This window comes from Streptomyces sp. NPDC058221 (assembly GCF_042882365.1).
Lineage (GTDB): Bacteria > Actinomycetota > Actinomycetes > Streptomycetales > Streptomycetaceae > Streptomyces.
The window spans coordinates 1-10,747 of sequence record NZ_JBHVWF010000202.1 but is presented as its reverse complement, the minus strand read 5'-3'; the positions used below and the strand labels follow the sequence as shown (position 1 = coordinate 10,747).

Below are 10,747 nucleotides of genomic sequence, written 5' to 3'. Positions count from 1 at the left end.
CCTCTCGGCTCCGTCCCACCCCTGCTCCCGGCTCCTCCCGAAGGCGGAGTCGGAAGGATGTCAGTAGGCCCCGAACACGTTGTCCATCGAGCCGTACGTGGCCGCGGCGTAGTTGCACGCGGCGGTGATGTTGGCGACGGGGTCGAGGATGTCCATCGACGTGCCGGGCACGTGGTAGGCCTCGAAGGTCGGCTGGATGACCTGGAGGAGGCCCTTCGACGGCGTACCGGCGACAGCGTTCGAGTCCCAGTTGTTGACGATCTGCGGGTTGCCGGAGGACTCGCGGATGATGTTGCGGTAGATGCCGTCGTAGCTGCCGGGGATGCCGTTCTTGGCCATCACGTCCAGCGACTCCTTGATCCAGCCGTCGAGGTCGTCGGTGTACGACGTCGCGGCCTGAGCGGGAGCGGTGTCCGCGGTCTTCTCGGCGACGGTCGTGGCGGTCCGCACCGAACGGTCGGCGCGGTCGGCTCCCTCGGCCCGGTCGGACGACTGCGAGGTGTCGGTCGCGGACTTGGACTCGACAGCGGGCTTCGCCTGAGTCGTCCCGGCCTTCGAATCAGCCGTCGTGGACGCCTTGGGCGCGACTGCCGCGGACTTGGCACCGATGGTCAGCTTGAGGCCCGGGTGAATGAGGTCGGGGTTCGTTCCGACCGCACTCCGGTTGTCCTTGTAGAGCCGCTCCCAGCCGCCGCCGAGGGAATGCCCCTGAGCGATCTTGTAAAGCGAATCACCGGAGACCACGGAATAGACGGTGGACTCCGCCTTGCGCACGGCAATTTCCTTGGCGGCAACGGAAGTCGGGGCCGCCGCCTTTTCCGCGACGGTCGGGTGTGACGGTGCGGCAGAAGCCGATCCGGCCCCGATCAGCGGGAGCGCGAGGACGACTCCACCCGTGCTCACGGCGATGAAACCGCGGGTCAGGGAGGTGGACTTGGAACGACGGTGCTTACCCATGATGGGCATGACGAATTTCCTCTCCGCCGCCTGCGAGGTGAGCTGTCGGGTTCGGACTGGAGATGTCCGGCCGCACGTGATGGCGACTTCACCCCTAGCCGCTCCGGATACCGGACCGGCGGCAAACCTGGGTCCCCCGCTCCTGCCATACGTGAGTGGTCGGGTTCCCGGACGGCGGCAGGATTCGGCGTTCCATCCGGATTGACGGCGACCGTAAGCGAGAAACACCGGACGAAACAAGCCCGGAATTCCGGATCCCTATTGATTCGCAAGATCAATTAAAGGAAATGCTCACGACGGGACGTCGCGGAGGAAGTCAACTTTCTTGGCGCAACAGGGAACCGAGGCCACGCACCACGCGTCCGGTGCCGGCAAAGTGATGCTGACCACTGCGCCCGAAAGGGGTGATTTACCCGAGATTGTTGATCTTTGGGCCAGATTAAAAGGCCCATGAGTGAGCATTACTGGCGATTGAACCTAATCCCCCAATTGGGACATTTCTCGGCCGTCGATGCGCCCCGCCGACCACCCGCACTCGCTCGCCGGGGCACCCCCGCGGCCGCTCAGGGCCGCAGACGACCGACGGCCTCCGGCGTGAGATGCCGGGCCAGCACGTCGAGCGCCTCGGTGACCGCGAGCAGCTGCTGCGGGTCATCGGTGCCCAGTGCGGCGCTCAGGGCTCCGTCGATCGGCGCGGCCCTGACCTCGGCCACCCGCTTCGAGATTCCGGCCGCCCTGCGGATCAGCTGCCGCCTGCCGTCCGCCGGGTCGGGCGCCGTCACGACCGAGCCCGCCTCCTTCAGTCCTGCCACCGCGCCCGAGACCTGGCTCTGGGGCAGGCCCGTGCGCGTGACGATCCCGCTCACGGAGGTGTCGGGATGGCCGAGGACATCACTCAGCACGACGAGGGCGGCCCGGGTGCCGACCCGTTGCCCGCCGGCGGATGCGGGCGGCTCGGGAAGCGCCTCCTCCCCGATCTTCATGAGGGTCCGCCCCAGGAGGAACAGCTGAACAGGCGTCATGGAGGAGCTCATGGTCCGCATGCTAGCCGATTCCATCCTTATTGATGCATCTCTATTGATGCATCTAAATAGATGCTCTACGGTATGGAGCACCGGGGGACGTTCACGGCGCCGCCCACTCCACCGACCGGGAGAACCAGATGTTGCTCGACACCGACGGCGCCACGCTCCACTACACCGTCCGCGGCGACGGCCCACTGCTGCTCGTCTCCCAGAGCGGCGAGGGCGATGCCGATCGCAGCACCGACCTGGTGGACCGGCTCGTGGACCGCTGGACCGTGGTCACCTACGACCGCCGGGGCCTCTCGCGCAGCGCCCTCCACACTCCCGGGCGCCGAGTCACCATGGCGCAGCACGCGGACGACGTGCACCGGCTGCTGGCCGAACTGACCGACGAGCCCGCCCTGATGCTCGGGTGCAGCATGGGCGCCGCCATCGGCCTGCACCTCGCAATCGCCCATCCCGAACAGCTCGGCCTGCTCGTGGCGCACGACCCGGTGGCACCGTCGCTGCTGCCCGCAGCGCAGCGCAGGCGCCACACCGCCGAACTGGCACACCTTCAGGAGGTCTACCGCGACGGCGGACTGAAATCGGCCTTCCCGGAGATCGCCAGAGTGCTCGGCATCGATCCCGCGCACCAGGAGACGGAGCCCGGCCTCACCCCCATGCCACTGACTCCGCGCCGTCACGCCAACTTCGAGTTCTTCATCGGCCGCGACTTCACCGCCGTCATCGAAGCCGAACTCGATACGGAGGCACTGCGGTCGAGCCCCGTACGCATCGTGCCCGCCGGTGGCAGCACCACTGCGCCTTCGGTCTTCGTCGGACAGTGCGCACAGAGTCTCGCCGGACTGGTCGGCCGCGAAGTCCTCGCGTTCCCCGGCGGGCACAACGGCAACACCACGCATCCCCGGGCGTACGCAGCCCGGCTGCGGGACGTCCTGACCGGAGCGTGAGCGCCGGCTGCGCCGGCGTGGGCAGTGGCCCAACTCGCGGCGCCGGCGCGGAACCGGCACTCCACCGGCTCCGCGCCCCGGGCCGCTTCCTCAACTCGGACCCGGCTTCAGCCCTCGCGCCGAAGCTGCGCCGAGAGGTGGTGCTGAAGAGGCAGGCCGACTGCCGCAAGATCATGGACGAATTCGAGCGTGCCGGCGTCCGTCAGGGTGTAGCGGCGGCGGGTGGCACTGACCTCTTTCGCGGTGGGAGCGAGGGCAACCTGATGAGTGGCCAGGTCGGCCGAGCCGTCGGCCGCACGGCCCGTCAGGATCTCCGCCACACCGGTCGGCTGGGTGATCAGCGCCTCCACGTGCCCGTCCGGCTGCATCCGCCACCAGCCGCTCTCCCTGGCCGACGGCCGCAGCGGGGCCCCCTGCGCGTCGAGCAGCCAGGCGCGTGCCTCGTAGTGGAGGAAGGGCCGCCCGTCGTGGCTGAAGGTGACTTCCTGCGCGTACCTGAACTCCTCGGCGAGCGTCGGGTATTCCCCGCTCCCCCGCCCGGTCCAGGTACCCAGAAACCCGGCCAGTGGTGCGAGCAGCGCGTGCGGGGCCGGTGATGCGTCCGGTCGGAACGCGTCGGGGTAGGGGTGGTTGCGGGCGGGATCGAACATCGTGCGCGCTCCTGGGTCGGGGCCGGTGCCGGATGGCAGCCTAAGGGCTGTCCCGTCACCCCTGGCGGAGGTCCAGCATGCACAGGACCTTGTCGTAGCGGCGTTCGCCGACGGCGACGAACCCGGGCAGGCGCCCGTACTCGGCGAAGCCCAGCGACCGGTAGAGGTGCAGGGCGCCGTTGTTGTCGCCGCGGGCGTCCAGTGTGAGGACTTCGATCCCCGCCCGCCGGGCGTCGGCGATCAGCGCGGCGGTCAGTGCCCTGCCGATGCCCCGGCCGTGGGCGGAGGCGGCCACCGCGATCTTTTCGAGATCGGCGTGCGGACGATGGGTGGGCCGCGCGTATCGGAGCCAGTACCCGAGCCCGGCCGGGCGGCCGTCCAGATATGCGGCACGCAGGGAGGCATCACCCGACTGTGCGGCGGAGAGTACATGGCCGAGGAGTTCCGCCACCTCGTCGTGCGATGGAGGATCGACCCAGCCCAGTGCGGCGCCGTCGCGGACGAGCCCGGCCAGGATCCCATGGGCCGCCGTCGCGAACCGGGTCCCGAGTGCCGGATCGGATGTTAGCTGGGCCGCGTCCAGGATGACGGGTTCGGGGGTCTCGCCGCGGGTGGAGGCCGTGTTCATGACCGGCAGCCTAAGGGCTGTCCCGTAATCCCCTGCGGGCGCACCGACCGCACGAGAAAACCCCGGTCCGCAATTGCGGACCGGGGTTTGTCCCGAGTACATTGAATGCTTCTGTGCGCCCACAGAAAAGGCCCCTCAACGGGGGCCGCTAAGAAAGACCATATCCGGCAGGGAGCCATTTTGTCAACTCGGGAAAGCTCCGAATTGCAGAAGGAGCAGGAATTCATCGACCGGCTCCACAACCGTGTCGATGCGCTGCGCGGAGTCGCCGCCCAGCACGTCCAGGACGCGCTGACGCCGGTCGGGACCGGTCTGCAGGCCCGTCTCGAACGCGATGTGCTCGTCTCCGAACGCTCAGGTCTGCTGGCCGCCCTGAATGCCGTGGAAGGCTCGCTGTGTTTCGGCCGCATCGATCTCTCCAACGGCACGGCGCACCATATCGGCCGTATCGGAATCCGTGAGGACGACACCGCACACACGCCTCTGCTGATCGACTGGCGCGCACCGGTGGCCCGCCCCTTCTATCTCGCCACCGGCCATACGACCATGGGGCTGCGCCGGCGCCGGCACATCACCACCGAGGGGCGCCGCGTCACCGAGCTGCACGACGAGATCCTCGACCTCGGGGACCGGGAGCGCACCGGCTTCGAGGACCCGAGCGGCGACGCCGTGCTGCTCGCCGCCGTGAACTCCGCCCGCACCGGCCGCATGGGCGACATCGTGCGGACGATCCAGGCTGAGCAGGACCGCATCATCCGCGCCCCGCACCGCGGCGTGCTCGTCGTCGAGGGTGGTCCCGGCACCGGCAAGACCGCGGTGGCGCTGCACCGCGCGGCGTTCCTGCTGTACGAGCACCGGGAGCTGCTTGCCAAGCGGGCCGTCCTGATCGTGGGCCCCAACCCCGCCTTCCTGCGGTACATCGGCGAGGTGCTGCCCGGGCTCGGCGAGACGGGGGTGCTGCTCGCCACACAGGCCGAGCTCTTCCCCGGGGTCCGCGCGAACGGCACGGACACGAGCCGCGCCGCCGCCGTCAAGGGCGGGGAAGCAATGGCGGAGGCGCTCGCCCTCGCCGTCCGGGACCGGCAGCAGCTGCCCGAGCCCGGCGCCCCGCTGATCGTCCGGCACGACGACGGCGATCTCGTCCTCGACTGGGAGATCGCCTACGAGGCCAGGCAGGCGGCCCGCGACACCCGGCTGCCGCACAATCTCGCCCGCCCGCACTTCGCGTTCCGGATCATCGACGCCCTCACCTCCCAGCTCACCGAGCGCATCGGCGCCGACCCGTACGGCGGACCCAATTTCCTCGGCCCGGACGACATCGCCCAGCTCGGCAGGAACGTCGCCCTCAGCAAGGAGGTGCACGCCGCCGTCGACGAACTGTGGCCGCCTCTCACCCCGGAAGGGTTCCTCGCCGACTATCTGGCCGCGCCCGTGTACGTGCCGGACGAGGACGCCGAAGCAATCCGGCGCAAGCCCGGCGAAGAGACGTGGACCCCTGCCGACGTGCCGCTGCTCGACGAGGCCGCGGAGCTCCTCGGGGTGGACGACAGCGCCGAGCGGGCGGCCGCCGAGGCCGAGCGCCAGGAGCGGATCGCGTACGCACAGGGCGTTCTGGAGCTGTCGAGGGGCTCGGAGTCGTACGAGTTCGAGGACGAGGAGTCCGAGATGCTCGCCGCGCACGACATCATCGACGCCGAACGGATGGCGGAACGGCAGGAGGAGACCGATCAGCGCAGTGCCGCGGAGCGCGCCGCCGCCGACCGGACCTGGGCGTTCGGGCACATCATCGTCGACGAGGCGCAGGAGCTGTCCCCGATGACGTGGCGGCTGCTGATGCGCCGTTCGCCGACCCGCTCGCTGACGCTGGTCGGCGACCCCGCCCAGACCTCCGAGGAGGCGGGTGTCGGCTCGTGGAAGAAGATCCTGGAGCCGTACGTGGGCGACCGCTTCGAACATGTCACGCTCAAGGTCAACTACCGCACGCCCGCCGAGATCATGGAGCTGGCGGCCAGGGTCGTACGGGCCGAAGACCCTTCCTTCGAGCCGCCGGGCTCGGTGCGGTCCACCGGTGAGGTGCCGTGGACGCGGGACGCCGGGGAGGACCTGGCGGGCGCGGTGGCACAGGCGGTCTCGGAACTGACTCCCGGAGAAGGACGCCTCGCGGTGATCGCTCCGGCGGCGCTCCACGAGGAGATCGCGGCCCCGCTGGACGGGGTCACGGCCGGCGCCGAGCCCGATCTGACGCATCCGGTGGTGCTGCTCGCGCCGCGACAGGCCAAGGGGCTGGAGTTCGACCATGTGCTGGTCGTGGAGCCCGGCCGCTACGGGACCAGCGACCTGTACGTGGCGCTCACCCGGGCCACGCAGCGCCTGGGCATCATCCACCGGGAGAAGCTGCCCGAGTCCCTGCTCTGACAGCGCCCGGGGCCCCGGCGCCCGTCGGCCGTCGGCGCACCGGCTCGGTTAGCCTCCGGGGATGGAGAACGTGGCTCATGAGGACCTGACGGGGCGGGCGCGGCTGCGGCGGTGTGCGCTGGAGCTCTTCGCCGAGCGGGGCTTCGAGGCCACCTCGACGCGGGCGGTCGCGGCGGCGGCGGGGCTGTCGCCGGCCCTCGTCACCCGGCACTTCGGCTCCAAGCAGGGGCTGCGGGCCGCGGTGGACGAGGAGGTGATGGGCCGGATCGGGGAGGCTCTCGCCGGGGTCGAGTCGCAGTCCGGTGATCTGATGGCTTCGCTGGGGGATGTCTCGGCGCAGCTGTTCGGCGCCGATCCCGTGCTGCGGGGTTACCTCCGCCAGGTCCTGCTGGAGGACAGCGCGGCGAGCGCGGACCTCTTCGCCCGGCTGCTGCGGGGCGCGCAGGGCGAACTGGAGCGGCTCGCGGCGGAAGGGGGTGCCCGGACGGACTCCGGCGCGCAGCCCTGGGCGCCGTTCCAGATCCTCTGCCTCGTTCTGGGGCCGCTGCTTCTCGAACGGGTGATGCAGCCCAATCTCGGCCGGCCGATGTTTGCACCCCTGGTGCTGGCCCAACGCAGCGCGGCAAATCAGCAGTTGCTGCAGCACGGCCTTTTCGGCGGCGGGCCGGACGAGGCCGGTCCGGCCGGCTGAGGGCTGTCTCTCACCCGGAGGGCGGCTGCTCATCTCCGGGGGCCCTGACACCTTCTCAGGGTTCACCCCGATGTGATGGTGTACACGTGTTGAGGATAGTGAACACATGAACACACGCCTCGACGCCGGCTCCCCACCGGCCCTCACCGAACCCGCCGGACGCGCCCGCCTCGACTGGCTGGACAGCCTCCGCGTCGCGCTGGTCGTCCTCGTGGTCGCCCACCACGCCGCCCAGGCCTACGGCCCGGCCGACTGGTGGTACGTGGAGGGCGGGCCCCGCTCCGGCGCCCTGGCCACGTTCTCCGCGCTCGACGGCACCTTCTTCATGAGCCTGTTCTTCTTCATCTCCGCCTACTTCGTGCCGACTTCCTACGACCGGCGCGGCGGATGGCCCTTCGTCCGCGGCCGGCTGCTCCGGCTCGGCGTCCCCGTTCTGGTCGGCGCGCTGACCCTCGTACCGGCACTCATGTACTCCTACTACGTGCACTTCCGCGGATACCCGGACATCTCCGTCTCCCGGTACTTCACCGATGTGTACCTGGGTTCGGGCGAGAAACCCGCCGACTGGAGCGGGCCGTCCTGGCCCGACCTGCAGTTCGGGCACCTCTGGTTCATCCAGAACCTGCTCGTCTACAGCCTGTTGTACGCGGTGTGCCGCCTGGCCGCCCGGCTCGCGCACCGGCGCACCACCGACCGGGGCGTCCGGCCCCGGCGCCGGGCGCCGGGGCACGCCGCGCTCGCGGCTCTCGTCGTGGTGCTCACGGGAGCCACGTTCCTGGTCCGGCTGCGCTATCCGCTCGACACCTGGGTACCGTTCCTCGACCTCATCCAGGTCGAACCGGCCCGGGTGCCGCAGTACGCCGCGTTCTTCGTTCTCGGGATACTCGCCCGTCGCGGCGACTGGCTCGACCGGCTCCCCGCAAGCGTCGGGCGGACCTGGCTGACGGCCGGGCTCATCGGTGCCGGTCTGCTGTTCGCCGTCGGCGCCGATGCCTCCTTCTTCGGGCCCGGCGGGGCCAACGGGGCGTCGCTGCTGTGGTCCGCCTTCGAGAGCCTGCTCTGTGTCGCCCTGTGCACCGGGCTCCTGATCCTCTTCCGGGAGAAGGCCCGATGGAGCAACCGGTTCACCCGGTCACTGGCCGGCGACTCCTTCGCGGTGTACGTGATGCACGTGCCGGTCGTGGTGGCCCTGCAGTTCGCCCTCGCGGGCCACGGTCTGCCGGCGCTCGGGGCCTTCTCGCTCGTCGCGGCCGGCGGGGTGCTGATCAGCTTCGCCGCCGGCGGCGTTCTGCGGCGGCTGCCGGGCTTCCGCCGGGTCCTGTGAACCGGGGCTCACGACTCCTGCAGCGGTGTCGCCGCCGCCTCCACTGCCACGAAGAGCGCGAAGACCGCGTTCAGGGAGGACAGGGTGGACAGCGCCGTTCCCGCCGCGGCGACGAAGGCCGCGACGCCCGTCGGGGTGAGTACCGGAGGCCAGCCGCGTTCCGGCGGGAGCGGACCGAGCAGCGCGGCGACCCGCCGCGGAACGGGCCCGGCCGCGGCGAAGGCCGCAACGGTTCCGGTGGCAGCCCGGTGGGAGATGATCGCCGCCTTGCCGACGGCCTGTGCCGTGAGCCGCCGGTCCCCGGTGTCGGCGGCCGCCTCCTCGTCGGCCCAGCGCTCCGTGCTGTACGTGATGGCTGAACGCAACGGCCGCAGCAGCGGGTTCGCGCAGCCGGCCAGCTGTACGGCGAGCAGCAGACGGTGGTGGCGGCCGGCGAGATGGGCCCGCTCGTGCGCGAGGAGTGCTCCCTGCTCGGCCTCCGTCAGACAGCCGAGCATGGCGGAGGAGACCATGATCCTGCCGGGTGAGCCCGGTAGGGCGTAGGCGTACGGCACATGGTCGGGCAGCACGGCGACCTCGGCCGTCGTCGACAGCGCCGCCAGTGCCCGGTGCGCGCGGGAACGGAAGCGGTAGTGGCGCCACACGGCGGACGCGCAGGCCACGGCCACGGCCGTGAGCGCGGCGACGGCCGTCTCGCCGGCGATCCTGTCCTGCGGGACGGCGTCCCTGACCTCGTCGTCGGACCAGCCGTCAGGGAGCGGATTGCCGGGCAGCTGGGCGGTGCCGACCACCACCAGCAGGCCGAGGCACAAGGTGCTGCACGACGCGAGGATCACGGCGAGGGTCGCGAGCAGACGGGCGGCGCTTCGCGGGTGCAGGTGCTGCTCCGCCAGGCGCGCGATGGGCAGCGCGGTGAGAGGCAGGACCAGCGGCAGATAGACGAAGACGCCCATCGGTCAGCTCCCCGATTCGTCCGCGGGCGGGCCGGCGTGGCCGGGGCCGTTCTCGCCGAGCAGCGACCGCAGCAGATCCTCGTCGTCCGGCGACAGGGCGGAGACGAAGCTGGACAGCACGGCGTCCCGGTCGTCCCGCTGATCGAGGAGCCGGCGCATCCGGAAGGCGGTGAGACCGGCCCCGTTCGCCGTCGACTGCCACAGGACCGGGCGGCCCGAACCCGTGCGGGTGACCGCCTGCTTGTCGAGCAGCCGGGTCAGGATCGTGATGACGGTGCTGTACGACAGGCCGCCGTCGAGGCGCTCCTGGACCCATGCCGCGGTGACGGGCTCGCTCGCCCCGCCCAGCACGGTCAACACCTGGGTCTCCAGTTCACCCTGCCCGCGCCGGCGGGCACGCGGCGCTCCCGGCCGGCCGTCCTTCTCTCCGCCCACGATGCGGCCCCTTTCGTACGACGGCCCGGATCCGCTCGTTCCACCGCCGGGCGCCGGGGCATCGTACCCAGCCGCCCGGGCGTCCCATCAGCCCGGCGGAGGCGGGGACCGCACCCGCACACACAAACTCTACAGTGCTGTAGATTTCAGTTGATGTCACTCGGCGCCCGCACGGTCACGCGTGGGCGCGACGCTGCGTAGAGGGAGAGAGCCATGGGTGTGAGCCTCGCCAAGGGCGGAAACGTCTCGCTGACCAAGGAGGCACCCGGACTGACCGCGGTCCTCGTCGGACTCGGCTGGGACGTCCGCACCACCACCGGCTCGGACTACGACCTGGACGCCAGCGCCCTGCTGTGCGACGAGTCCGGGAAGGTCGGTTCCAACGAGCACTTCGTCTTCTACAACAACCTCAAGAGCCCCGACGGTTCGGTCGAGCACACCGGCGACAACCTCACCGGAGAGGGCGAGGGCGACGACGAGATCGTGAAGGTCGACCTCGCCTCCGTCCCTGCCGATGTCGCCAAGGTCGTCTTTCCCGTCTCGATCCACGACGCGGAGGGACGGGGCCACAGCTTCGGACAGGTGCGCAACGCCTACATCCGGGTGGTCAACCAGGCCGACAACAGCGAGCTCGCGCGCTACGACCTGAGCGAGGACGCCTCCACCGAGACCGCCATGGTCTTCGGCGAGCTGTACCGCAACGGCGCCGAGTGGAA

At 70.5% G+C, this 10,747-nt stretch carries 11 protein-coding genes and 1 riboswitch; of the genes, 5 read left to right on the top strand and 6 right to left on the bottom strand.

The window, feature by feature from the left end; translation table 11 throughout:
• Positions 1–60: 60 nt before the first annotated feature.
• Both ACFVW8_RS35950 and ACFVW8_RS35945 read right to left on the bottom strand, forming a co-directional pair.
• Complete coding sequence (locus ACFVW8_RS35950; RefSeq protein WP_389697653.1) at positions 61–966, bottom strand: transglycosylase SLT domain-containing protein; 906 nt, start codon at positions 964–966, stop codon at positions 61–63.
• Positions 967–969: 3 nt separating this feature from the next.
• Positions 970–1,157, bottom strand: a riboswitch (cyclic di-AMP (ydaO/yuaA leader).
• Positions 1,158–1,520: 363 nt separating this feature from the next.
• Complete coding sequence (locus ACFVW8_RS35945; protein ID WP_389697657.1) at positions 1,521–1,979, bottom strand: MarR family transcriptional regulator; 459 nt, start codon at positions 1,977–1,979, stop codon at positions 1,521–1,523.
• Positions 1,980–2,119: 140 nt separating this feature from the next.
• Between ACFVW8_RS35945 and ACFVW8_RS35940 the strand changes: the two genes are divergently transcribed.
• Positions 2,120–2,935 carry an alpha/beta fold hydrolase gene (locus ACFVW8_RS35940; protein WP_389697651.1) on the top strand — a complete coding sequence of 272 codons (816 nt, stop codon included), beginning with the start codon at positions 2,120–2,122 and terminating at the stop codon, positions 2,933–2,935.
• A 107-nt stretch (positions 2,936–3,042) separates the two neighbouring features.
• Here the strand turns inward: ACFVW8_RS35940 and ACFVW8_RS35935 are convergent, their stop codons facing one another.
• Together ACFVW8_RS35935 and ACFVW8_RS35930 are read right to left on the bottom strand one after the other, a co-directional pair.
• Entirely contained in the window at positions 3,043–3,585 is a 543-nt protein-coding gene (locus ACFVW8_RS35935; RefSeq protein WP_389697649.1) for an FABP family protein, read from the bottom strand.
• A 55-nt stretch (positions 3,586–3,640) separates the two neighbouring features.
• The gene (locus ACFVW8_RS35930; RefSeq protein WP_389697647.1) at positions 3,641–4,213 is read right to left on the bottom strand and encodes a GNAT family N-acetyltransferase; all 573 of its coding nucleotides are present in this window, start codon (positions 4,211–4,213) and stop codon (positions 3,641–3,643) included.
• Positions 4,214–4,417: 204 nt separating this feature from the next.
• Between ACFVW8_RS35930 and ACFVW8_RS35925 the strand changes: the two genes are divergently transcribed.
• The 3 genes from ACFVW8_RS35925 (at position 4,418) to ACFVW8_RS35915 (ending at position 8,643) form a co-directional block, all read left to right on the top strand.
• The gene (locus ACFVW8_RS35925; RefSeq protein WP_389697655.1) at positions 4,418–6,628 is read left to right on the top strand and encodes a HelD family protein; all 2,211 of its coding nucleotides are present in this window, start codon (positions 4,418–4,420) and stop codon (positions 6,626–6,628) included.
• 61 nt (positions 6,629–6,689) lie between these two features.
• Positions 6,690–7,319: a TetR/AcrR family transcriptional regulator gene (locus tag ACFVW8_RS35920; protein WP_389697645.1), complete on the top strand. Its 630-nt coding sequence runs from the start codon at positions 6,690–6,692 to the stop codon at positions 7,317–7,319.
• A 106-nt stretch (positions 7,320–7,425) separates the two neighbouring features.
• Complete coding sequence (locus ACFVW8_RS35915) at positions 7,426–8,643, top strand: acyltransferase family protein (protein WP_389697643.1); 1,218 nt, start codon at positions 7,426–7,428, stop codon at positions 8,641–8,643.
• Between the two features lie 8 nt (positions 8,644–8,651).
• On the opposite strand, the gene ACFVW8_RS35910 is transcribed toward ACFVW8_RS35915, so the two are convergent.
• Positions 8,652–9,596, bottom strand: coding sequence for a M56 family metallopeptidase (locus tag ACFVW8_RS35910; protein WP_389697641.1), 945 nt, complete (start codon positions 9,594–9,596; stop codon positions 8,652–8,654).
• Positions 9,597–9,599: 3 nt separating this feature from the next.
• Positions 9,600–10,031 (bottom strand): BlaI/MecI/CopY family transcriptional regulator, encoded by a 432-nt coding sequence (locus tag ACFVW8_RS35905; RefSeq protein WP_389697639.1) that lies wholly within the window; start codon positions 10,029–10,031, stop codon positions 9,600–9,602.
• Positions 10,032–10,244: 213 nt separating this feature from the next.
• On the opposite strand from ACFVW8_RS35905, the gene ACFVW8_RS35900 reads away from it, so the two are divergent.
• Positions 10,245–10,747 (top strand): TerD family protein (locus ACFVW8_RS35900; RefSeq protein WP_389697637.1); only part of this gene is annotated, 503 nt, incomplete at its 3' end.

Coding starts and splice junctions, on each gene's coding strand:
- ACFVW8_RS35950 (WP_389697653.1), bottom strand. CDS start 966: ATGCCCATCATGGGTAAGCACCGTCGTTCCAAGTCCACCTCCCTGACC.
- ACFVW8_RS35945 (WP_389697657.1), bottom strand. CDS start 1,979: ATGACGCCTGTTCAGCTGTTCCTCCTGGGGCGGACCCTCATGAAGATC.
- ACFVW8_RS35940 (WP_389697651.1), top strand. CDS start 2,120: ATGTTGCTCGACACCGACGGCGCCACGCTCCACTACACCGTCCGCGGC.
- ACFVW8_RS35935 (WP_389697649.1), bottom strand. CDS start 3,585: ATGTTCGATCCCGCCCGCAACCACCCCTACCCCGACGCGTTCCGACCG.
- ACFVW8_RS35930 (WP_389697647.1), bottom strand. CDS start 4,213: ATGAACACGGCCTCCACCCGCGGCGAGACCCCCGAACCCGTCATCCTG.
- ACFVW8_RS35920 (WP_389697645.1), top strand. CDS start 6,690: ATGGAGAACGTGGCTCATGAGGACCTGACGGGGCGGGCGCGGCTGCGG.
- ACFVW8_RS35915 (WP_389697643.1), top strand. CDS start 7,426: ATGAACACACGCCTCGACGCCGGCTCCCCACCGGCCCTCACCGAACCC.
- ACFVW8_RS35910 (WP_389697641.1), bottom strand. CDS start 9,596: ATGGGCGTCTTCGTCTATCTGCCGCTGGTCCTGCCTCTCACCGCGCTG.